Source organism: Sulfitobacter sp. 1A12157, assembly GCF_043557345.1.
Lineage (GTDB): Bacteria > Pseudomonadota > Alphaproteobacteria > Rhodobacterales > Rhodobacteraceae > Sulfitobacter.
The window spans coordinates 77,589-98,397 of record NZ_JBIFFV010000011.1 but is presented as its reverse complement, the minus strand read 5'-3'; the positions used below and the strand labels follow the sequence as shown (position 1 = coordinate 98,397).

The 20,809-nt window shown below is 57.2% G+C and carries 23 protein-coding genes and 3 pseudogenes; 7 read left to right on the top strand and 19 right to left on the bottom strand.

From position 1 onward, the window contains the following. Positions 1-148 precede the first annotated feature (148 nt). The 3 genes and pseudogenes from ACGYLC_RS16765 to ACGYLC_RS16755 form a co-directional block, all read right to left on the bottom strand. Positions 149-367: pseudogene (locus ACGYLC_RS16765) on the bottom strand (transposase); the annotation flags it as partial. Between the two features lie 32 nt (positions 368-399). Then, complete coding sequence (locus tag ACGYLC_RS16760; RefSeq protein WP_394424071.1) at positions 400-615, bottom strand: hypothetical protein; 216 nt, start codon at positions 613-615, stop codon at positions 400-402. 262 nt (positions 616-877) lie between these two features. Continuing rightward, positions 878-1,306, bottom strand: a complete 429-nt coding sequence (locus ACGYLC_RS16755) for a VOC family protein (protein WP_394424031.1) — start codon at positions 1,304-1,306, stop codon at positions 878-880. 95 nt (positions 1,307-1,401) lie between these two features. On the opposite strand from ACGYLC_RS16755, the gene ACGYLC_RS16750 reads away from it, so the two are divergent. After that, a complete protein-coding gene (locus ACGYLC_RS16750; protein WP_394424030.1) occupies positions 1,402-2,280 on the top strand; it encodes a LysR substrate-binding domain-containing protein in 879 nt (292 codons plus the stop codon). 214 nt (positions 2,281-2,494) lie between these two features. Next, complete coding sequence (locus ACGYLC_RS16745; RefSeq protein WP_394424028.1) at positions 2,495-3,100, top strand: tyrosine-type recombinase/integrase; 606 nt, start codon at positions 2,495-2,497, stop codon at positions 3,098-3,100. Positions 3,101-3,292: 192 nt separating this feature from the next. Here the strand turns inward: ACGYLC_RS16745 and ACGYLC_RS16740 are convergent, their stop codons facing one another. The 3 genes from ACGYLC_RS16740 to mltG form a co-directional block, all read right to left on the bottom strand. Beyond that, positions 3,293-4,147 carry a TerB family tellurite resistance protein gene (locus ACGYLC_RS16740; RefSeq protein ID WP_394424027.1) on the bottom strand — a complete coding sequence of 285 codons (855 nt, stop codon included), beginning with the start codon at positions 4,145-4,147 and terminating at the stop codon, positions 3,293-3,295. Between the two features lies 1 nt (position 4,148). Then, complete coding sequence (locus tag ACGYLC_RS16735; protein WP_394424026.1) at positions 4,149-4,583, bottom strand: hypothetical protein; 435 nt, start codon at positions 4,581-4,583, stop codon at positions 4,149-4,151. A gap of 162 nt (positions 4,584-4,745) precedes the next feature. Further along, complete coding sequence (mltG, locus tag ACGYLC_RS16730) at positions 4,746-6,110, bottom strand: endolytic transglycosylase MltG (protein ID WP_394424025.1); 1,365 nt, start codon at positions 6,108-6,110, stop codon at positions 4,746-4,748. 457 nt (positions 6,111-6,567) lie between these two features. Between mltG and ACGYLC_RS16725 the strand changes: the two are divergent. From ACGYLC_RS16725 to ACGYLC_RS16705, 5 genes and pseudogenes are all read left to right on the top strand, one after another. Further along, positions 6,568-6,696, top strand: a pseudogene (locus ACGYLC_RS16725) (transposase); the annotation flags it as partial. Between the two features lie 619 nt (positions 6,697-7,315). Beyond that, a complete protein-coding gene (locus ACGYLC_RS16720) occupies positions 7,316-8,167 on the top strand; it encodes an arginase family protein (protein ID WP_157835928.1) in 852 nt (283 codons plus the stop codon). 118 nt (positions 8,168-8,285) lie between these two features. Then, positions 8,286-8,483, top strand: a pseudogene (locus tag ACGYLC_RS16715) (transposase); the annotation flags it as partial. Between the two features lie 48 nt (positions 8,484-8,531). Then, the gene (locus ACGYLC_RS16710; protein ID WP_394376310.1) at positions 8,532-9,005 is read left to right on the top strand and encodes a transposase; all 474 of its coding nucleotides are present in this window, start codon (positions 8,532-8,534) and stop codon (positions 9,003-9,005) included. Between the two features lie 694 nt (positions 9,006-9,699). Then, positions 9,700-10,164, top strand: coding sequence for a GNAT family N-acetyltransferase (locus tag ACGYLC_RS16705; protein WP_348154122.1), 465 nt, complete (start codon positions 9,700-9,702; stop codon positions 10,162-10,164). Positions 10,165-10,254: 90 nt separating this feature from the next. On the opposite strand, the gene ACGYLC_RS16700 is transcribed toward ACGYLC_RS16705, so the two are convergent. From ACGYLC_RS16700 to ACGYLC_RS16640, 13 genes are read right to left on the bottom strand one after another with little or no spacing between them, the layout of a single operon-like run. Further along, positions 10,255-11,331, bottom strand: a complete 1,077-nt coding sequence (locus tag ACGYLC_RS16700) for a type IV secretion system protein (protein WP_394424024.1) — start codon at positions 11,329-11,331, stop codon at positions 10,255-10,257. 12 nt (positions 11,332-11,343) lie between these two features. After that, complete coding sequence (locus ACGYLC_RS16695; RefSeq protein ID WP_009807517.1) at positions 11,344-11,757, bottom strand: hypothetical protein; 414 nt, start codon at positions 11,755-11,757, stop codon at positions 11,344-11,346. Then, complete coding sequence (locus ACGYLC_RS16690) at positions 11,754-11,948, bottom strand: hypothetical protein (RefSeq protein WP_009807516.1); 195 nt, start codon at positions 11,946-11,948, stop codon at positions 11,754-11,756. The genes ACGYLC_RS16695 and ACGYLC_RS16690 overlap by 4 nt, the downstream gene beginning before the upstream one ends. Continuing rightward, positions 11,945-12,931, bottom strand: coding sequence for an ATPase, T2SS/T4P/T4SS family (locus ACGYLC_RS16685; RefSeq protein WP_394424021.1), 987 nt, complete (start codon positions 12,929-12,931; stop codon positions 11,945-11,947). Before ACGYLC_RS16685 ends, ACGYLC_RS16690 begins: the two co-directional genes overlap by 4 nt. A 4-nt stretch (positions 12,932-12,935) precedes the next feature. After that, positions 12,936-14,315, bottom strand: coding sequence for a TrbI/VirB10 family protein (locus ACGYLC_RS16680; protein ID WP_394424019.1), 1,380 nt, complete (start codon positions 14,313-14,315; stop codon positions 12,936-12,938). Then, the gene (locus tag ACGYLC_RS16675; RefSeq protein ID WP_394424018.1) at positions 14,312-15,007 is read right to left on the bottom strand and encodes a TrbG/VirB9 family P-type conjugative transfer protein; all 696 of its coding nucleotides are present in this window, start codon (positions 15,005-15,007) and stop codon (positions 14,312-14,314) included. The genes ACGYLC_RS16680 and ACGYLC_RS16675 overlap by 4 nt, the downstream gene beginning before the upstream one ends. A gap of 1 nt (position 15,008) precedes the next feature. Then, complete coding sequence (locus ACGYLC_RS16670) at positions 15,009-15,665, bottom strand: virB8 family protein (protein WP_394424016.1); 657 nt, start codon at positions 15,663-15,665, stop codon at positions 15,009-15,011. Between the two features lie 14 nt (positions 15,666-15,679). Beyond that, a complete protein-coding gene (locus tag ACGYLC_RS16665) occupies positions 15,680-16,489 on the bottom strand; it encodes a type IV secretion system protein (protein WP_394424014.1) in 810 nt (269 codons plus the stop codon). Continuing rightward, on the bottom strand, positions 16,489-17,643 hold the full coding sequence (locus ACGYLC_RS16660; protein WP_394424013.1) for a lytic transglycosylase domain-containing protein: 1,155 nt from the start codon (positions 17,641-17,643) through the stop codon (positions 16,489-16,491). The genes ACGYLC_RS16665 and ACGYLC_RS16660 overlap by 1 nt, the downstream gene beginning before the upstream one ends. Next, positions 17,633-17,800, bottom strand: a complete 168-nt coding sequence (locus tag ACGYLC_RS16655) for a hypothetical protein (protein WP_394424011.1) — start codon at positions 17,798-17,800, stop codon at positions 17,633-17,635. Before ACGYLC_RS16655 ends, ACGYLC_RS16660 begins: the two co-directional genes overlap by 11 nt. Next, entirely contained in the window at positions 17,797-20,172 is a 2,376-nt protein-coding gene (locus ACGYLC_RS16650) for a type IV secretion system protein B4 (protein WP_394424010.1), read from the bottom strand. The genes ACGYLC_RS16655 and ACGYLC_RS16650 overlap by 4 nt, the downstream gene beginning before the upstream one ends. Then, positions 20,162-20,440: a type IV secretion system protein VirB3 gene (locus ACGYLC_RS16645; RefSeq protein ID WP_008327373.1), complete on the bottom strand. Its 279-nt coding sequence runs from the start codon at positions 20,438-20,440 to the stop codon at positions 20,162-20,164. The genes ACGYLC_RS16650 and ACGYLC_RS16645 overlap by 11 nt, the downstream gene beginning before the upstream one ends. Beyond that, positions 20,433-20,753 carry a TrbC/VirB2 family protein gene (locus ACGYLC_RS16640; RefSeq protein ID WP_276154207.1) on the bottom strand — a complete coding sequence of 107 codons (321 nt, stop codon included), beginning with the start codon at positions 20,751-20,753 and terminating at the stop codon, positions 20,433-20,435. The genes ACGYLC_RS16645 and ACGYLC_RS16640 overlap by 8 nt, the downstream gene beginning before the upstream one ends. Positions 20,754-20,809 lie beyond the last annotated feature (56 nt).

The following is a 20,809-nucleotide window of genomic DNA, read 5'->3' as shown; positions in this document are numbered from 1 at the left end:
CCCGTGACCTGCGCATCGGCGGGAAGGAGAGATACCGTTTGCAAAGCCTTGTCTGAGCTTTCCAGCTGATATCCTTGATCTGCTGTTGCAGGTGAGCCGAACGCTTCGGATACCGTTGCCCTTCTTTGGGCGGATGGCGATGGGACCATCCAGCCTCAACCAACATGGTGCGCGCCAGAGCGTTCCCCGCCTTGGTCAATCGTCCCCTCCTGAACGTGCTTCCACTGGAATGTTCGCTCGGCACGAGCCCCAACCACGACATCAACTGGCGTGGATTTTCGAACCTTGTGATATCGCCGATCTCGGCCACCACGGTTGCGGCGATGGTTGTGTTCACGCCGCGCAAGGCGCACAGGGCGTCAACCACCGGCGCGAAATGCCAACCAGAAATAGCCGTTTCTATCGCTTGATCCAGAGTTGCAACCCGTTCCTCGGCTTGGTCAACGGCACGCTTGAGTTCCTCAAAGACCAACTGCTGATGGGCAAAGCGGAAACGGGCAGTTCTGCGAGCCAGCGGCGGTGGCGCTGCGTCCAGTATTTCCCGCTTTCATATCGAAGGCCGTGGCGCAGCAGAACGCTGAGCAACTGCTGATTGGCGATCTTTACCGCATCCACGGTCAGATCCGTTTGCCGCGAAAGTGTGATTTGGATTTTACCAAATTTTGCAGTGATGAATGACCGGAAACGGGAAATCTTCTGCGGCGCGACAAATAGCGTGCCGCGCCTGCAAAGGGTTTCTGCGTCAGCAATAGCGGCGTCAGCAAAAGGCGGGTTTGTCCGCTCAGCAGACTCCAGTGCTCGTTGCAGCTAACGACCGCCACGAGCCCAGAGTTACCAATGCTGAGTGATGCATGAGTGACCGCTGATTGGGAATGGATCACGTCGCGAAGAGCTGATCGATGTTTTTGAATGCCTTCAACTCAATTGCATTTCCTGCAGGGTCGTTGAAGAACATCGTCGCTTGTTCGCCTGGCTCGCCCTCGAAACGGATGTAGGGCTTGATCACAAACTCAATTCCTCCATTCTCCAGTCGTTTTGCCGTCGCAAGCCAATCCTCCATGTCCATGATGATACCGGCGTGGCGAACGGGAACATTGTGCCCATCAACTTCACCGGTTTTAGCAGCCGAAAGTTCATCAGGTGCGTAGTGCGCGACGATCTGATGGCCGCGAAAGTTGAAATCCACCCAAGTGTTTGCAGAACGCCCTTCGCTGCACCCGAGAAGGTCTTTGTAAAAATGTCTTGCGGCCTCAAGATCATCGACCGGGAAGGCGAGATGGAAGGGCGGTATTGTTTGCTGGGTCATGATCGCTCCTTGGTTTAACCTAATGGTCCAGTAGCGCCTTTTATTATTCATGAAAAACGATATATTTTTCATCTCAGCTACATGAAAAATGATGAATGATACCCGAACTTAGAACCTTTCTTGCCGTCGCGCGCCTTGGAACCTTTGCAGCAGCAGGCGATGTCATGGGACTTACACAATCAGCTGTGAGCGGCCAAATGAAGCGCCTTGAGGACAAGCTGGGGCATGAGCTGTTTGAGCGAACCGGCAGGTCAGCAACGCTCAATGAGACGGGCCTTCGAGTTTTTGAGAAGGCCCAGAAACTACTGTCTTTGGCTGAAACGCTAACGGACCCAGATGATCCGTCGAACACTGAGGGAACACTGAAAATCGGGGCCGTAGCCTCTGCGCATATTTACCCGATCCCTGAAGTGTTGCCGAAGTTTGCGAGTGAGTTTCCCAAAATGCGCCAATCCGTGGTGCCGGGAATTTCACTGGAGCTGTTGGACAAGGTTGACAGTAGGAGCCTCGATTTGGCGATCATCATCAAGCCCAATTTTGAGCTGCCCGCGTCCCTACAGTGGACGATGTTGCAAGCAGAGCCATTTGTCATGGTCGCACCTCGGTCCTGGAATGTGGAAAATCCATCCCTCGCCCTGAGAACCATGCCGTTCGTAAGGTATAGCCGAATTTCGTTTGGTGGGCGTCAAGTCGAAAGCTATCTGAACATGCATCAAATACGGCCCAAAGACTTTGTTGAGCTGGACGATATATCCACCATCCTGTCCTTGGTCGCGGACGAGTGCGGCATAGCGATTGTGCCACGGATGGCAATTTATGCGTCTCAGTTTCGGGCTACAAATGTCATTGAATTAGATGATATGCAGCTCAGCCGCGAGATTGGCATCATTCATCCCCGCTTATTAAGCGACCCCGCCAATCGCTTTGTAGCGCTTTGCATAAAAGCTCAATCATCTGAAATTTCATTACCTTAAAAACAGTGAAAGCAGACTTCCGCGACCTAAGAACGAATGGCGAAAAAGCCTCGCCAAGCTCCTGGGTTGAAATGCGGAACGCAGAGGTTTACTTAACACTATTTCCAATACTGTTAAGTGGCTGCTCTCTCCGGTTGCCCCTTAATGCTGTTCCAGGGCCGAACTGAACTTGGTTATTTAACGGAATTCCTGTAATCTGTTAAATATGAGTGAAATGCGCCTCTATGACAGGTCCGGAAATCGGCTGTATCTCAACGCTGAAGAGCGGGCTGCCTTCCTTACCGCGGCCAGACGGCAACCCGCCCGCGATCGGACGCTCTGCGAAGTGCTGCATTGGACTGGCTGTCGGCCATCTGAGCTTTTGGAGATTACGCCAGCGAGGATCGATCTATCGGGAGGGGCGATCGCGATCCGGTCTTTGAAAAAGCGCAAGGATGCGACTGGCGAGCAGAAGATGCTGTTTCGCACGATCCCTGTGCCAGCGGAGTTGATAGATACGCTGAACACGGCGCATGGAATCCGCGAAGCTCAACGGTCCCGCAAGAAGGCTGCTGCGCCCATCTGGCCTCTGAGCCGTATTCGGGTCTGGCAGATCGTCAAAAGGGTCATGATTGAAGCCGGTATCCCAGATGCACCGTATCGGTCGCCCAAAGGTCTCCGCCATGGGTTCGGAGTGCATGCAACCGTCCAGGGTGTCCCTCTCCACATGCTGCAACGCTGGCTAGGCCATGCGCAACTCTCGACAACGGCGATCTATGCCGATGCTGTTGGCAAGGAAGAACAGGATATTGCAGCTAGGATGTGGGGGCTAGGGCCTTGAACTGGCCCCCAGTTCGACCGGACACGGATAGCCTTAAGCACGTGCCCATTTCTGAGATAGAAACCATCACCGACGGTGGTCGCCGTAGGGGATAAGGGGACCACATTACCTTTAAAGCATAAGGCACATGTGTCGGGGTTGGGACAGAGAAACGCGTAATCTTTTGTATGCGCCGCATAGGGTCCTAAGGTCTTATTCCTTACGCAACCATGGCTTCCGGATCGCTGATGAAATGCCTGAGCCAAGACCTCTAGCAGCTTGGGTTGCCGTTTTGCCGATCGGAGCGACTGCCCGTGATATTGAAAATTGCATTTCTTGAGAGAATACCTTGTCGACGCGTTCAATGGCCATTTCCTCACGCTCGTCTATGCGGCCATCGGCCTCCATTACTTCACGAAGAAATAGTTTGATGTCCGCAAGCATCAGGTTCGCTTTGCAATCGGGATTGTCCCGAGCAAAGGCCCCAAGTGTCGTTGCCGATGTTTTAATGTCGTAGTCCTCCAGTTTGTCACTGACAAACTCAATTCCACTATCAACGAATTGCTCGGAGTACCCCCAACGCCGCACAAAGTGACGCTTGATTGCGTCGATTTCACTCTCATGAACATGGCCATCGATGGCGGCAACTTTCATAGCCAGAGGAGCCATCAGGTCGAATAGACCCAATCCCAGGACGTCTACAGGAGTGTTTATAAAAGTAGGTATTACAGTCGTTTTGTTGCCATCGTCCTGAAGGTAACGAGTTATTCCTAGCCAAGCACCCCCCGTCACTACGCTGGCTGCTATTACCCAACCAATAGGGGTTGTTGCCGTACCTATACCAAGAGCCGCGAGCATACCTGGTGCCGCAAAAAATTTCTGTGCAACAAAGGCCGAGCTGGCTACCTGCGCACCTGTGGCAGCTACACCAGCTACATCCCAAGCTTCAAAGACCGTTTTTTTGATGCGAGTTGATGTGTAAGCATCCTCTCCGATGCCGAGCATTGCTTTGAATCTTAGTTCATCCTTTACAACGTCTTCGACATCCTCAAACCAAGCCTCATTCATATCATGTCCTTGGCTTTAAAGCATCGAAAGAGGCGAATGAGGATTGTATCCGACGCTCGAGCGCTTTGTTCCCTAGATCTTGTATTGCGCCCATCGCAAAGCCCAAGGCAATGGCGAGCGCACCGACAAATGGACCGAAAACAAACCCGATAACCGGTATAGATGTTACCAAATAGCTAAAGACTGCTCCTAATACTGTGCCAGTGCTTGCCATAGGGAACTCACCAAGAATGTAGGTGACAACATCCAGAACCTTGCGACCGATATTGAGGACCGTTGATCCTACCCTGATCGTGGTCTTGGCAATCGTGAAGATGATGGATTTTGCATCGGCAGAGATGTCTAAAGAACCTATCCGCCTTTTGAGCAACTCTTCGGAAAAGTCAAAAGACAACAGGTCTCGGATTTCCTTCTCAGATTCAGCAGAACATTCCATTCTCACGGCCCTACCAGTCTTTGGGTCTGCTGCTTCTATGATCACAAAAGTTCCCTCTTGCCTGGCTACTTGGCTGACCCCGAGGTGCTCAAGTTAGAGAATGCGGTACTATGCCCCTTACAATAAGCGCAGGTAAGAGCATTTTTGACTATTCTACAAGCTCTACTCTTCGACTTCTATCAACTTTATAATGTTCTCATTATGTTTATCAAGCGTGGCTGCAAACGTATGTCCTCCTGAATCATCAGCAACAAAAAAAACATAATCTGTTTTTTCCGGTTGGGCGGCAGCCGCCAAGCTAGATATGCTCGGGGTTGAGATCGGAGTCGGGGGGAGGCCAGGAATAATATAAGTGTTCCAAGGTGTTTCCTCACGCAAATCCGAGCGAGTTATATTCCTCCCCAGAGGGCCTTTCCCCTTGGTAATTCCATAGATCACAGAAGCATCATTCTGCAGCCGCATATCTTCGCTTAACCGATTAGAAAAAACACTGGAAATCAGGTATGAGTCCTCGGATGACCTAGCTTCCTTTTCTATAATACTCGCTAAAACTAAAAGATCCTGAGGATTTGACGCCGGATTGTCCTCTGTTCGGGCAGACCAAGCTAGATCTAACCTCTCCCTTTGGTGCTTCTCCAAGATAGAAACCAGGTGAGACCTGTCGGTGCCATTCGAGAACCTATATTTGCTCGGTGCGAGGGTTCCTTCTTCAGGCGTTTCTTCAATTGTACCAGATAGCGCATCAATCGCCCTAAGCGCTTCAGTTACCTGCCACGAGGTAACTCCTTTTTCCACCTCAAGTTCAAAACTTGTGTCCGTCAATTTGAGCTTATGCTCGTATATCTCCGGATAGTTATCAACTAGGAGAGAAAACTTGGCCCGCTGTACATACTGCTTAGTGTTAGGTTCCCATTCGCGCACCTTAGCCAAGGTTCCAGAGGGCCCGATTTGGTAAGATATCTCTGCGGTATGACCGATTAAAATGCCGCTTTCTTGCTGCCTCACTAACGCTTCAAACTCTTTATCAAGCGCGGCTTTGGCGGCATCTTCTTTGGCTGTACGCGTAGTTTCCATGACGTCTTCCAGCTCCGCCTGCAAAGACGTTACTTGGTTAGCCAAAGTGGCTATGGATTGGTGGCGGTATTCATCAACAATCCCGAGCAGGTTCACGGCAATCGAGGACAGATCAGCACAGCTTTCCTTCTCTACTTGCGCCCCCGTGGCGGTAATGTAGGTCCACTGACTATCTCGACGTTCAAAAAAGAAATTTTGGAGTAGTGGCACGCCTTCCCAGACTGTTTGGTACTGCAACACAAAGCCGGCATCTGATTTTTGAACTATTGCCTTTGGAGCGCCCGCAAGAACAGGTGGTTCATTCGCCATTTCTATAAAAACAAAGTTTCCTTTGTGTTTGCAAGATAACGCAGTCACCTTAAATGGTTCAGTGCTTTCTTGGGCATTTATAATGTTGGTGCTACACAGTACGGCTACGCAAGTGGTATATGCAATGAGTGCTATATTATTCATCGGTTCTTACTGTGCTAGGAGAGTTGTTAACCAAATCTTCCGAGGATTTACCTACGTACAACATATACCCAGAGAGTAAAATCACTGAAAATATGATGAGCCAGTTAAAATTCTTAACTAGCTTCTCAAAGCCATGGGCAGCTTTCATAGTGCTAGGTTTTAGCCCTCGAGGCATAATTCTCCCTTTAGATCAATAAAGCTAAATATATTAGTGTTACCATAGTCTCATAGACGCGTTCTTGTAAAATTAAAATTGAAGCTAAATCAACTTAAGGCTTCATAACGCTGGTGATCCGAAGCGCTCGTTGGCACCCCCTAGTAGAGGATTTTCGCCAACACCACTTTTCGGCTTCGACGTAAGATATTTCATTGTACCGACGGTTATTGAGCCAGCCCCCCCAATAAAATGGACTGCATGAAGCTGGAGTTTTCCTGGCTGGGAAAGGAGCGGAATCGCATGAAAGCATCAAAGTTCGCGGAAGCGCAGGAAGCCTTCATCCTGAACCAGGGCGAGCAAGGCACGCCGGTCACGCAGATCTGCCGCAAGGCGGGGATCAGCCAAGCGAGGTGCTTGAACTGGAAGGAATAATACGGGGGTCTTCCTTCGGTTCAGGTTGATGTTCGCAACCCGACATTACCGAAAATTCACCGATGACTACCGCGCCTTTGATGACGTCCTACAGCGCCTCATGAGGGGCGCGGACGACACCAAAGGCGCTACCAGAAGTTACACCTCTCCCTGGGGCATGACCGAAGGTTCTTTACTAGCGGGGCGACTTCAAACGCTTGATACGGCATCCTGGTCCAGGTTGCGTTTGAGGCCACGGGCAATTACCATCGCGCCATACGTGACCTTCAGTTTGTAGAACGTGGCAATGCACAGGCCATGCCTGCGGCATACTTAGGCCATCGCCATTCCAGCTTCGTGTTCCTTGAGCATTCTAGTGGCGAAGGCAAAGCGCGGCTGCGAGTGGTCGGCCAGAAACCTGCCAAAACCTAGAAAGTTTCGCCATGGGGTTCTGGCACAAGTAAGCCTTTGATTTTGCTTAGCGGAGTGCTGACAGGTCGAAAACGACCGTTTTTGCCCTACAGATTCTGGCAGGAGGTTTGTGTCCGGTGTGCGGACAGAACGGGATTTCGCTGCGGTCGCGCGGACGGCAGCTCTAGCAGTTGAGCATCGAAAAGACAGATGCCATCTTAGAGGTGTGAAGAAAGTCGAAATTATACTTGCCCCGTATCACGGCGGTGTGCGGGAGGATCGTGTTGGGGCCGGGCCTATCCGCCTGATGGAGATGGGTCTGGAAGAGGCCCTAAAGCGCTACTCCGTCGAAACCCACGTGTCCGATCTCGGTCACATACCTGAATGCGAGGGTGAGGTGGGGCGGGCATTCGAGGTTAAACGACGGGTGGCACTTACTGTCTCGGAGGCGATAAGCGCTGGTCGTTTCCCGCTAGTCCTCTCCGGAAACTGCAACGCCGAGGTCGGCACATATGCGGGTCTCGGAAGTCCCGATGTACCGTTGATTTGGTTTGACGGTCACACCGATTTCTACACGCCAGACAACATTGAGCATGGCTACCTCGACAGCATGGGCGCTGCAACTCTCACGGGGCAGTGTTGGCAGCGTTTCGCGAAGACAGTTCCGGGGTTCAGCCCCTTGGACCCTCGCCGTTTGATCTACTGTGGATCACGCAATCTGGAACCTAGTCTCCTTGAACGCCTTTCGGAGGCTGGCGTGTCTATGGTTGAGGGCGGCGCAAACAGATCAGGACCGTTCGCCGAGGCACTCGATGTGCTGTTGCCGACAAGCTCCCAAAAGGTGCTGGTTCATCTGGACATGGATTGCATTGATCCAGCCGAGGGTGTGGCAAACGAGTATGCCGAACCCGGCGGGCTTGGTGAAAAGGACCTTCTGGCGTGCCTCGATAAGATCCTGGCTCGGTCTGAGCCGCTTGGCTTGACCGTTGCGTCCTATGATCCGAGCCAAGCGGGAGGCGATAGAATTGGCGAGATCGCAATTGAGGCAATCACTCGGGCTGTAGCTCACCGCGACTAAAACAGGACCAGTTCTATCCCAATCAGCCATTCATCGCGGGCGCAGCATTGGTAGAAGTGGGCTCGAAGCCGACCTTCGCCGCGCGCTGCACGAACGACCGCTGTCAGCTTAGCGTAGGATTTCACACTCTCCCGCAAACGACCCGAGCAGGGGCACACGGGCCAAAACCGACCGGATCGACGCGGAACTGATTGCGCGTTTCGTGGCTTTCAGACCTGATGCCGGGCGAACCCTCCCACATGGAAAGTTACGTCTTCTCAGAGCCTTGACCTCTAAGCGGGCGCAGCTGGTTAAAACCCGAAAACGCCTTCTTGGGCAGATCAAGGCGCAGGGGAAGCTCGGATCAACCGAGATGTTTGCAGCCATGGACGAAGACTTCAAAGGCTTGCTCGACAGGCAAATTGCCGGGCTCGAAGCTCAGATTGAAGATATCATCGCGGCCGATGCGAGCCTTGCCATGACTGCCGATATCCTGCGTTCCGTTCCTGGAATCGGCCCAGTTGCCAGCACAATGCTAATTGCAGAAATGCCAGAACTCGGTCAGATCAGTGGCGAGCAAGCTGCTGCCCTGACAGGCTTGGCCCCCATTGCACATGACAGCGGGGCGATGCGAGGCAAGCGTGCAATTGGAGGCGGTCGGCGGCTGCTGCGACATGTCATGTTCCAGGCTGCTCTCGTCGCCAGCAATCACAATCCAGTCCTGAAAATCTTCGCCGGTCGTTTGCGGGCCGCAGGAAAGCCACACAAGGTCAGCATTACAGCTGTCGCTCGAAAGCTCGTCACAATCGTCAACGCCCTCTGTAAATCAAGCCAGAAATGGACCGTTCCAGAAAGTTGAAGATACAGTTGCTAGACCGTGTAACCGGAACACCGCTTACCGTGTTTTTCTCCTATTCTGAAAATGAATTAGTCACGTGCTGCAGAGCACAAAACTACAAGACAAGACCTGCAAAAACTTTTGAAAGTGCGATTGCCCAGAAGATGAGCGCCGCGATAGCCCACAGACTCAGTTTTCGGTTCGGACGCTTCGCATTCGAAGCCTTGATGTCAACTATAACCTTCTTAAATTTTCTTATCAACATAAAATCCTATTGGTGAACTATATAATTGAAATTAATATCCTTTTCCTGTTTGTTAAAATATGTAAACGTTCGCCGCGAAGCCTTCGTTCCCTAAAAAATTCAGCTCAAACGGATTGCTTTCGACGAGTTGCTCAGCGTCTGCAGAGCCCCTTCTTGGGGGTCTGCTCCGGCTCAGTGCCAAATCCTACGTTAAGGAATATTTGTCCTTGACGCTGGCACCCTTTGCGGAATTTACATTGAGACAGGAGCTGAGATGCACGACTTCGCTATCTGAGAGCCTATTTTACATCCGTTTCACAAACCTGCGTTTGTGAAAGCCGCCATTCGCTGCGATGTGCATCAAATCACACAGTGCGGGACTTTTCTGCCTTTCGCCCGCTCGACCTGAGTGTCCGTTAAACGTATAGACTGACCCTCAATTTTCCCGGCTCCAACTACGGAAAATCGTTTATGGACGTAACAATTCGACAGGCAAAACACGACGACGTCGAAGCCCTTACGATGCTGGCCATGGCATCCAAGCAGTCGAACGGTTACGACGATGCTTTCATGGCGGCATGTGCCGATGAATTGCGTGTGACATCCGCCTCACTCGACGCCCACGAATACTGGGTGGCAGATAGTGGAACACCGTGCGGGTTCATTAGCCTCGAAGTCGATCCAGACGGACTCACTGGCATGATCGGGTCGTTCTTCATAGCTCCCGGCTGGCAGAGGCGTGGCATCGGACGATTACTTTGGTCCACCGTGGAAGAGTTCGCGCGGAAAAAGGGCTTGAAGGTTCTTCGTCTCGATGCAGACCCGGAGGCGGAAGCATTCTATCGTGGGCTCGGATTCTCGACAGTCAATCGCGTGCCATCTGGCTCGATTCCCGGGCGGACACTTCCGCATATGCAGATAGACTTGTCCGCATAAAAGCAGACATTCAGATGCCTTGCAGCATTCGGTAGTTTGGGCTCGAAGCAGCCATTGGACAGAGGCTTTACCAATGTCCGCTCTGGGCCGTCACCGGCGTCCAAGTCGACCCAGTCTTGCCAGCTGCGCCAGCATTTTTGACCCCGAGTCTGCGGATCCTGTGCCTCCTGCGGAACCCGTCTGCCCCATCCCTTGCCGAACAGGCATCTGCTGCACACCGAAGAACTGCCGCGCTCTGAGGGCTGCATATTCCGCACCGCTTGCCCCACCGATCAGGTAGCGATTGTAGGCCTGCTGGCTGCCCATTGCGGCGCGGGCAAAGCTGTAGCCGCCGCCGAGACCACCGGAGAGGGCGGGCATCATGATGTTTCCGGAGATCGCGCGAACGATGAACGGCGTGGCGATAATGAAGCCCTTCGCCATGAGGACCATCATGAAGAAGGGGATGAGCGCGCCGATGTTTGAGGCCCCTTCCGGGTCGCCAAGCTCGCCGATGAGTGCGGAGGAGACACCCGTGATTGTCGCGAACACGCCGGCCACGACGATGGGGTAGAGCGCGAAGGAAACCAGTGCCGACAGCCAGCGCGCGAAATAGTCCTTGGTGACCTCGAAGAGGGTCAGGAAAATCATCACCGGTGCGATCCCGATCAGAAGTGCGATCATCAGGCGGGATGCCACGAGGATAAAGGCGGCCAAACCGCCCAGGATCGAGAGCAAGAGGACCCCGACAATGTCGAGCATGGCGCCGGCCATCCAGTTCAGCTCAGACCCGGCGGCGTTGAGATAGTCCCCTAGTTCCGCGATCAGCCGGTCAAACTCTTCGGCGAAAGTTCCAGAAGGGCCAGGAGTTCCACCACCGACCGAAGCCACGAGCGCCCCCGCAATGCTGTCGATCCCGGCCAGGATAGCGGAGGAGAGGGCGTTGAACTGCACCCAGTTGGTCGCGAGTATTCCGATCAACCCGATCTTGACCGCGAGCCAGAAGGCCGTGCGCCCGTCCATCGCCTTGTACTGGTAGATCATGTTCAGGAAGACGAGGATCACCACGAGCGTTGTTCCCAGGACGAGAAGCGTGCCGACCGTTGCCGCGACCGACCCGAACTGGGTTTCTGCGGCGGTGTCGAGATAGCCCTGGGAGGTTTCAACGAAATAGGTGACGACGCTCATGACGGGGCTGCCTTACCAATTGCCCGCGGCTTCGCAGATGGCTTTGGCGGCAGGGCGGACGGCGCTGGCGCGGCGGTTGTAGGCGTCCGAGGCCTGCAGCATTTCCCAGCGTTCGTCACTGGCGTGGCGCTCACGAAACGCCCCCTCGGCATCGTCCCAGGACGGGAACCGGATCTCGCAAGCGCAGCTGCCAGTCTCTACGATGCGTTCAAGATTTTGGGCTCGGTAGATGTCTTGAACCAGCACGCGCTGATAGGCTTGGCGCAGGGGGATCTCCTGCATCCACACGGGTTCAGCGGGCCGTTCTGGACAGACGTCGAAACTGCGCTCGAGGGTCGGCACGAGATTGCGCTCAGCGAAGCCGGGTGCCGACGTCAGGCCCAGGACCAGCGCAGCCAGTACGAGGGTACAGCCCGCCTGCCTCATGCCGTGGCTCTGGCGGGTGTGGTCTCGCGCTTCAGGAAGACAGTGTGTCCCACATTGGCGAATTCCGAGGAGCTGATCGACACGACCTCCCAGCCTTCGGCCCCCTTCACATTTAGGCTGGCCTGCATGTCGGCAAGACTGGTTTTGCGGGTCATGGGAAAGGACAGGATATCGTATTCAAAGGTTTTCATTGGGAAGCTCCGATCTCATTGTTGCCGGGGAGGTAGAATTCGGTGATCCCGCGTTTGCCATCATGGCGACCGGCCTGGATGATCACGTCGATGGAATTCTCGATGTACTGGACCATGTCGGCATAGGTCATCGGGATCTCGGTCTTGAGGGCTGCGATCGCCAGCCGCTGCACGGCCAGTTGCGGGGTTTCTGCGTGAAGGGTGGTCATGGACCCACCATGGCCGGTGTTGATCGCCTCGAGGAAGGTCATGGCCTCCTTGCCTCGCACCTCGCCCAGGATGATCCGGTCGGGGCGCATGCGCAACGTTGCGGTGAGCAGCACATCGGCGGTCTGGAACTCCGCATCGCGATTGGCGATGAGGGTCACGGCATTTGGCTGGGTCGGTAAAAGCTCGGCGGCTTCCTCGATGGTGACGATGCGTTCCTCGGATGGCACGTGCGAGAGGATCTTGCGCGCAGCCACGGTCTTGCCGGTGGAGGTGCCGCCAGAAACGATCATGTTAAGCTTGTTGTCGACGCAAAAGGCCAGCGCATCGCCGATCACGCCCGCGGCCACCACTTCACGCAGTTCCTGGGTTTTCTCGAGGCGGAGTTCTTCGAGCTTGCGTTCTTTGCCATAGAGAAAGTCGAGTGCGATCCCGTCGAGCGGCAAGCTGGAAAAGAACCGAAGACTGATCGACATCGCCGTTAACACGGCGGGCGGGGTGATGACCTGTGCGCGGATCGGACGGCCCTTGTAAGTGATCGAGACCGAGACGATGGGGCGGTCCTTGCTCATCGTGGTGTTGGCAGAGGACGCGATCTGGTTGCCGAGGTCCTTCACTTCGGTTGCTGTCAGCTTCTGGTCCAGCTTTCTCATGAAGTGATCGCCCTGGAACTCGCCCCAGCAGGTTCCGTCTGGGTTGATGCAAATCTCGATGACATCGTCGCGGGCGGCGGCGTCGATCCGGTCGAGCGAGGTTTGAAGATAGCTCAGCGACATGGGTTCAGAATATCTCCAGATCGCGGTCGACCATGACCGTGACGCGGGCGCCCTGGTCGACATAGATGACCGGGCCGATCGAGAGGTAATCGCCAATCACACTGTCCGTGGCATCGGCAAGATCATCGCCCACGTCTTCGAGCACATCCGCGGCGGTTGCGTCCTGCACATTTGCAGCGGCTGCACTAGGCGCGGCGGAGATCAGTGAAATCAGCGCGGCCGAGCCGAAGCGCTCGTCAAAGCGCGTGTCGACAAAGCCGGTGACGCCGGAGCGACCCAATTCATCGCCCCCAAAAGAACTGATCTGGATGGTCTGGTTGTCGGGCAGAATGATCCGGTCCCAAGCGATCGTGACCCGGCGCTGCGCGATATCAACGCCCGAACGATAGCGCCCGATGAGGCGGGACCCACGCGGGATCAAGAGCCGAGAACCGTCGAAACTGAACACGTCTTCGGAAACAACGGCCCGGGTCTGGCCGGGCAGAGAGCTGTCGAGCGCGGTTTCCATGACGGCCTGGATCATGGTGCCCTGGATGATCGTGTTGGAGGGATTGGCGATGACTTCTGCCTGTGTCACCGAAGTGGGCAGCGCGCCGTTCAGCACGAAATCCGTCACTTCGCCAAAGGTGCGCTCGGTCAGCGCCGTCTCATTCGCACCGGACGTGCCGCCAAAGGCGATGGTGGGCGAGGTGATGCGGCGCTCCTGAAACGCGCGCTCCTCGGCCGCGCGGCGTTCAAGTTCCGCGAGCCGTCGTGCTTCTTCCTCGCGGCGGAGCCGTTCTTCCTCCCGCGCGCGCAATTCGTCCTCGGTAGGACCGACGGGTGCCGGAAGCGGGCGGCTCGCCTCGAGTTGGGCCAGTTCCAGATCCATGCGGAGTTGCTCAAGGCTGCGATCCCGCGCCGTCAGTTCGTCCTGGAATCGTTGCTGTGCGGCTTCCGAGGCGGCTTGCAGCGCTGCGATCTGAGCGGTCAGCGCATCGATGGCTTCGGCGGCAGCCGTGTCTTCCTCGACGACCGGTTCGGGGGCGTTGCGCAATTCCTCAATCTGAGCCTGAAGGGCGGCGAGTTGCGCCAAAAGCTCGGCGTTCGGTTCCTCCGGATCGGGTGCGACGAACACAACCTCGGGCTCGGGCGGGGGCAAGGTCTCGATGGCGCCGAACCCGTCGCCTTCGTTCTGGAACACGTCCGGCGTGGCCGTGGGAAGGGCTTCCTCTTCCTCGGGTTGGGACATGAGATAGAGCAACGCGCCGCCCGCGCCGATCACGAGGACGACGACCAAAGCGAGCAGCGGTGAGCGCCGTGGGGCAGGGGGCGAACCAGCGCCCTTACCTTGTTCTAGAGCAGCGAGGCGTTTCTCGAGGTCTGCGTTTCCAGTATCGCTCATGAGCCTACCCCCGCAGGTGGTGTGGCCTCGATGCAGACCACCTCCTCCCCGATCCGCAGCACCCATTGTCGGTTCACGCCTGAAACCCGGATCACGCCGTCCTCGGTGGCTTGCGTGTTGACCGTCCGCTCACGGCCATTGGCGTAGCGGAAGATCGCAGGCACCGGCGCATTCCGTGGGAATTCGAAGTACGTAAACGTCCCATCATCCCAGACGCGAGTCGGGGTGAACTCGGTGCGCGCGCTGGCACCGTAATTGTAGTTCGGCGCTTGCGCTGCGATGGCACGCGTGGCCCGTACATTGTCTTCGGGATAGCGGAACTGGACCACGTAGAAGGTGGGGCTGCGGGTCTCCTGGACGTTGAAGTAATAGCTGCGGCGGTTGGTATAGACGGTCACGTTGGTATGGACACCGCGCGCGACGGGCTTGATGGCGAAGGCTTGGCCACCGGGTACACCGTCGATCTCGAAGCCCTCCGTGTCGCCTGCGATGATCGAGCGGATGCTTTCGCCCTCGCCGAACTCGATGGTGGTCACATGGGTCAGCGAGACATTGAGGCGGTAGACCTGGCCCTCCTGGTAGGTGGCCAGCCGCACGCGGCTGTCATTGGGGCCACCGCGCGGAATGGCTTCCGCGAAGGCAAGGACTGGCAGCAGGGAAAATAGGCCAGCAACAAAGAACTTACTGATCAAACTAGTTCTCCAATCTGTCGGAGCGGATGGAATATTCGAGGACCGTGAAGCCGAAAGGGTTGGTCCAGACCTCATCGATGGAGCGGCGGGTCTCGGGGCGGAACTCGAAGAGAAGCGTGGCAGTGAAGAGGCCTGTCTGAACGCCATTGATAGACGTCAGGCGCTTGCGCAGGCGGACCGTGGCGCGGTTGGTTCCGATCCGGTTGATGCTGAGGATTTCCACGTCGAGCCGGGCATTGGGGCCATAGACCGTCGGCGGGTAATTCTCATTGGCGCTGTTCCAGATTTGGCGCAGCCCGCTCTCGGCGGCCCCGTCCGAGCGGCGCAGCACGCTGCGGATGCGCAGATCGTTGTCGAGCTGGTTATAGACCTCCCGATCGGTCACATAGCGAAAGACTTCCGCCTCGATGATCGCTTGGTTGGCGGTCACCGAGGAGGCGCCCACCGAGGCTTCGGGGAGTGCAAAGCCGGTGGCGGGATCATAGGGGACAACAACGGGCGGGGGGTCGACATCGAGGATTGCGACAGCCGCGGCGCTCAGGCAGCCGATGACACCGAAGACCAGGCCCGTCAGGCCAAGGCGTTGCCAGAGCCGTTCGCGGCGCAAGGCACCGTAGACCAGTTCTTCCTCGATGATTTCTTGTTCACTCGCCACCATTCATGCCCCCACGATTACTCGGCCCGAAGGTCCGGCAAGGTGAAATCCATGAAGCGCTGCTCCTCAGCGATGGTGGCGGCATCGATCACGCCGCCCGTGCCGTCGCCCACGGTTTGCACCGCTTCGAGCTGCCACATGGCGACGAGCGCGATCGCCAGTTCCGCCGTGACGCGCGTGTTGAGATCGATGCTTTCCTTCAGTTCGTCCATGTCGTCGATCAGCCCGACCAGTCGATCGACCCGTTCCAGCGATTGGCCCGCGTCCTCGTAGCTGTTCTGGGCCGCGGCCGAAACGAGTGCGCCGGTTGTGGCCTGCGTCGCCACGCGGTTGGCCCCGGGATTTCCGCTGGTGGCCATTTCCGTGAGGGTATCGTCATCAAAGCCGAGATCGGCCAGCACCCGGTCCATCTGTGTTTCGATCTCGCCCGCGCCGGAGCCCGACAGGCCAGAGAAGTCTCCGGTCTTGATCGCCTCAATCGTGGCGATGATATCGCCGAATTCCTGGTCGAGCAGGCCGTTCAGCTCGTCTTCCATTTCCGTGCGGATGATCTCGGGAAGTTCGGCAAGGCGGGTCAGGGCTTCATAGGTTCTTTGCAGCTCCGCGAGTTGATCCGTGAGTGTCGCAAGCTGTTCACGGAGCTGCGTCAGCTGCTCGTTTTGCAGGATCTCGTCTTCGATCATCTGCCGGAGCTGCTGGATGTTTTGTGCGATGTTCTGGGTATCGACGACGGGCACGCCTTGCGCCAGGGCAGGGGAGAGGGTGCCAAAATGCAGGCCAAACCCAAGTGTCGTGGCCAAGGCCGTCCTCACGAGTAAATCTCTCATCAGTCTATCTCCCTGATCGTGAATTCCATGAACGCGCCTTCGGCCATACGAGCGCGGGCCTGTGCCAATTCTTCGGCGGAAAGGACGCGGGTGCGCGCCGCCTGTAGCCGGATGCGGGCCGCGACGAGGCGCACGAGTTCGGCGCGGGCATAGGTGTTGAGCGCGATGCTCTCCTGCACATCTTCCGTCGTGGAAATCCGCTCGACGATGTCGGAAATGCGCAGGGCGGCTTGGCGGATCGCGGCTGGGGAGTTGCTGCCATAAAAGGCCGCCCCATGACCCGTGAGCGAGAGGTTGGCATTAGCGAGAAGCGCCGGATCGATCGTACCGAGCGCTTCGATCCCGCCGATGCGGCTCAGATAGAGATTGTAGCGTTCGGGAATGACCTGGACGTAGTGCTGGGTCTCGGCGAATGGCGGCACCCCGCCATATTCGAACACGCGGCCCGGCCCCGCGTTATAGGCCGCGAGGGCGTTGATGACATTGCCATCGAATGTGTTGAGCTGGGCCGCCAGATACCGCGCGCCGCCATGCACCTGCAGATAGGGGCTGTTGTAGTATTCCGGGTTAATGCCGAGATCGCTGGCGGTCCTGGGCATGATCTGGGTGAGGCCGAAGGCCCCGACGGGCGAGCGCGCGCCGATGGTAAACCGGCTTTCCTGCCAGATGAGCGCCTGTAGGAGTGCGCGCCATTGAACCGGAGAGAGGCCCGCGCGGCCAACGCCGGCAAAGCCGCTGGTTTCCTGAGCGACGCGGATGATGAGCTGCTCTATGTTTTCCGCCGCATCCCCGAACATCTGCGCGCCGCCGGGATTTGGATCGATTTCACCTGTGCCATAGACCGCCTCGACGGAGCGGTCCGGATCGCCGCTGCCGCTCTCCAGCCCTGAGACCATCGCCGGCAGGCCTTGACCGCCGAAGCTTGTCTGAGCATCGAGGATGCGCTGCAGGGTATCCAGCTGTTCGCGTTCGATCTCTGCGATGAGTTCTCGCACGGCAAGCTTGTCGGCCTGAACGGCGAGGTCTGCCTCGCGGTCGCCGGTCTCGACGATATCGCGCGCGGTCAGCCCATTGTCATTGGTCGGCACGCCTTGGGACAGGGCGATGCCGGGCAGCAGGCAAAGCGCCAGTATATGGGGCAGCCTAGACTTCAACGTCGCGCTCCGGCGCGCCAAGGGGCGTGAAGCTGCAATCCGGCGCGACAGGCGCCGTAGAGGCCAGGAAGGTGAAGCAGTTCGCCTGCGGTTCCTGGTACTGGGCGCAGGAGGCCAAAGCGCCGAGCGCGGTGAGAAGAAACAGAGTACGAATCATGAAAGCCTCCAAAAGTCCGGGCGGTCGTGGTAATCGGCGCCGACCAGCGCCTCGCCTTTTTCCATGCCGCCGAGGATGGTGAGATTGGGCCCGAGGGCGCTAAGATCGGCATCGACGACGATCGAGCCCTGGTCGTCGCGGATGAGCGCAAGGCGGCTGTCGCTGCCGGTGTTGAGAAGCACATCGAGTTCCTTCTCATAGAGGTTCAGCATCGCGTAATCGGCGGCATGGGCGCGGATGTTCGGAAGCAGGATTTGTGTGGGCACCGCTTCGACGATGGTCTTGCCGGTTCGGGTGCGCTCGAGCTGGCTGGCGTATTGCGTCATCATTACCGCAACGGTGTTCTGCTTGCGCGCGGTCACGAGCCAGTTCGACAGCCGCTCGGCGAAATACGCGTTGTCGAGCGCCTTCCAGGCCTCGTCGATGACGATGATGGTGGGGCGGCGATCCTCGATCTCGCGCTCGACCCGGCGAAAGAGATAGGAGAGGACCGCCATGCGTTCTTTCTCGGCCTCGCTGTCGAGAATGCCGGTGAGGTCGAACCCGACGACATCGCCTTCGAGCGAGAACGTGTCTTCCAGCGTCTGCCCGAAGATCCAGCCATAGCGGCCCTCTTCGGTCCACTCGAGCAAACGCTGGTGCAGATCGCCGCCATCGTCGGTGGAGACAAAGAGCGATGCGAAATCCCGCCAGTTCCGTAAGGCGGGGTTCGTGGCCTGCGCGTTCTGGCGCACCACTTCCTGGATGCGGTTGGTCTGTGCAGGCGTGAGCGGCTTGTCGGCACGATAGAGCAGGGTGGCGAGCCAGTCCGAGAGCCAGGCGGTGCCGCGACTATCTGTTTCGGTCCAAAGCGGGTTGAGGCCTGTGGGTTGGCCGGCTTTCAAAGACGCGTAGCGCCCGCCATTGGCGCGGACCGCCATCTCCATACCTAGACGGTAATCGAAGACGAAGATCCGCGCCCCTGCTCGACGGGCTTGCGTCATGAGGAATGCGGAAAGCACCGACTTGCCGGACCCGGGCCGTCCCATGATCAGGGTATGGCCGCTGGTCGGTTCTTTGTCGGGCGATCCCTGCTCGTGATAGGAAAACCGGTAAGCGCTCTGTTCGGGCGTGGGCAAGTAGGTGATGACCTTGCCCCAAGGTGTTTTCTCAGCAGGCTTACCAAGCTGGGTCCGATGAAACGCCGCGAAATCCGCGAAGTTGCGATTGGTGATCGCACTGGCGCGCACGCGTTTCGGTTGGTTGCCGGGATGCTGACTTAGGTAATGCGCTTTTGCCGCGACCCGCTCGCCGATCATTTTCACACCTTCGGCGGCGGCGGCGTTCACGATCTCGGCGCTCAAGCTTTGCAACTCGTCCAGCGTATCGCAGAAAATCGTCACGACCATGTGGTGCTCGCCGAAGCTCTGCCGCTTGGCCTCCAGATCATCGGCAGCGATATCGAGGGCTTCCATGAGCGAGAGGGCCGCGTCCTGGCTGGCCTGCATCTGGCGCTTTTGCCGCTTGATGCGGCCTGCCATGAGGTTCGAATTGATCGGCGTGAAGGAATGGGTGACGATCATGTCGACCGGCAGGTTCAGCATGTCGAACATGGTGCAGGAGGTGCCTTCCGAGTATTCCCCGATGGTAAAACTCTTGCCGTAGCGGTGTCCCACGACGCCTTCGGAAAGCTCGAAGTGATCTCCTTGAAACGTCACCCGGGTATTGGCGACGTTGAAGGACAGGAAGCCGTAGGTATTGGCGGGATAGAGCGGCAGTTCCTGGCCGGTGTTGAGCGCGCCGAGAAAGCCGATCAACTCGCCGCTTTTGGCTGTTAGCACGCGTGGGTTCAGCTCGCTCAAGCCTGACACGAATACACTCACGGCCTCGCCCAATCGGCGAAGGCGTTTCTCGGTTGCCTCTTTTAGCCGGTCCGGGGCGCTGCGGTTGAGAAACGGCAGAACGCTTTTCGGAGGCGGGCGGTGAATGACGGTGAGCGTCAGGGTCTTATCGCGCAACCCGCTGGTCTCGAGTTTAGCGCGCCACAGGCGGTCAACTTCTCCAGCAAAACTGTCCTCGCGCACGGGCTCGAGGTCCGGCGTGATCGCCTTCGAGACCTTGTGGACGTAGTAGCTGAATTCCGGCCCCAGCTGCGCGATGATCCGGGCAAAGAGCGCGGTCACCTTATCGAGATAGGCGTCATCCGTCGTGTAGCTGTTGACGCCATCGAGCCGGATGCATTGGAAAAGCTCGTTGACCCTGGTCCGCACGGTCCGGTCATCGACCAGGCTGACGTAAGGAAGCATATGCGCGAGGCGTGTTTCGCGGGCATACCAGTCCGGCGTCATGGTGCGGTGATCGAGAGCTTCGTCCAGAACTTCACTATGGCGCATAGCTGTCCCCGCCGTGGATAGACCGGTTCCGCGTCGGTGGCGTCTCCTGCAGCGCCGTCATCATGACGTCGATGAAACGCGGATCCCAGTCCGCGGCCTTCCAAAGCACAGGGTAGAGCAGGGCGGCCACGCCCAGCACCGCAATGTGCTGGACCCAGACGAACAAGAGCACCGAGCCGAAAAGCCAGACCATCGCGTACATGATGGGCAGGCCCAGAAGCTTCGGCGGGCGCACGAGGCCCAGAAAGAGAGGCGAGCGCTCAGCCACCGGCGAAAACCGCGGCGACGATGGTGGGGGCGGCCGCAACACCAGCGATCCCGACGAGGACCCAGAGCGCCTGACGCAGATCGATGATATTGAAGAACCAGCTCAAGAAAACGCCAAGGACCGCGAGTGTGGCGATCACGACGCCGAGCGGGCCAGTTAGAGCATCGACAATGCCCTGCAACAAGCTTTGGATCGGGGAGAGATCGATGCTTTGCGCGAGGGCGGGCTCGGCAATAAGCAGGAAGAGCGCCAGTGAGGCGACAAAGAGGTTTGAAATCCAACTTGTTTGGAAAATCCGGTATCGCCAATGCATTGCCGCGCTGCGCGCTCTCGTGACATTGCCGATAAGTGACTTGAGGAATGATTTCC

Bases quoted from the DNA above. Each gene is read 5' to 3' on its own strand.
- ACGYLC_RS16755 (WP_394424031.1), bottom strand. From the start codon at position 1,306: ATGACCCAGCAAACAATACCGCCCTTCCATCTCGCCTTCCCGGTCGAT.
- ACGYLC_RS16750 (WP_394424030.1), top strand. From the start codon at position 1,402: ATGATACCCGAACTTAGAACCTTTCTTGCCGTCGCGCGCCTTGGAACC.
- ACGYLC_RS16745 (WP_394424028.1), top strand. From the start codon at position 2,495: ATGCGCCTCTATGACAGGTCCGGAAATCGGCTGTATCTCAACGCTGAA.
- ACGYLC_RS16740 (WP_394424027.1), bottom strand. From the start codon at position 4,147: ATGAATGAGGCTTGGTTTGAGGATGTCGAAGACGTTGTAAAGGATGAA.
- ACGYLC_RS16735 (WP_394424026.1), bottom strand. From the start codon at position 4,583: ATGGAATGTTCTGCTGAATCTGAGAAGGAAATCCGAGACCTGTTGTCT.
- mltG (WP_394424025.1), bottom strand. From the start codon at position 6,110: ATGAATAATATAGCACTCATTGCATATACCACTTGCGTAGCCGTACTG.
- ACGYLC_RS16710 (WP_394376310.1), top strand. From the start codon at position 8,532: ATGGACGAAGACTTCAAAGGCTTGCTCGACAGGCAAATTGCCGGGCTC.
- ACGYLC_RS16705 (WP_348154122.1), top strand. From the start codon at position 9,700: ATGGACGTAACAATTCGACAGGCAAAACACGACGACGTCGAAGCCCTT.
- ACGYLC_RS16700 (WP_394424024.1), bottom strand. From the start codon at position 11,331: ATGAGCGTCGTCACCTATTTCGTTGAAACCTCCCAGGGCTATCTCGAC.
- ACGYLC_RS16695 (WP_009807517.1), bottom strand. From the start codon at position 11,757: ATGAGGCAGGCGGGCTGTACCCTCGTACTGGCTGCGCTGGTCCTGGGC.
- ACGYLC_RS16690 (WP_009807516.1), bottom strand. From the start codon at position 11,948: ATGAAAACCTTTGAATACGATATCCTGTCCTTTCCCATGACCCGCAAA.
- ACGYLC_RS16685 (WP_394424021.1), bottom strand. From the start codon at position 12,931: ATGTCGCTGAGCTATCTTCAAACCTCGCTCGACCGGATCGACGCCGCC.
- ACGYLC_RS16680 (WP_394424019.1), bottom strand. From the start codon at position 14,315: ATGAGCGATACTGGAAACGCAGACCTCGAGAAACGCCTCGCTGCTCTA.
- ACGYLC_RS16670 (WP_394424016.1), bottom strand. From the start codon at position 15,665: ATGGTGGCGAGTGAACAAGAAATCATCGAGGAAGAACTGGTCTACGGT.
- ACGYLC_RS16665 (WP_394424014.1), bottom strand. From the start codon at position 16,489: ATGAGAGATTTACTCGTGAGGACGGCCTTGGCCACGACACTTGGGTTT.
- ACGYLC_RS16655 (WP_394424011.1), bottom strand. From the start codon at position 17,800: ATGATTCGTACTCTGTTTCTTCTCACCGCGCTCGGCGCTTTGGCCTCC.
- ACGYLC_RS16650 (WP_394424010.1), bottom strand. From the start codon at position 20,172: ATGCGCCATAGTGAAGTTCTGGACGAAGCTCTCGATCACCGCACCATG.
- ACGYLC_RS16640 (WP_276154207.1), bottom strand. From the start codon at position 20,753: ATGCATTGGCGATACCGGATTTTCCAAACAAGTTGGATTTCAAACCTC.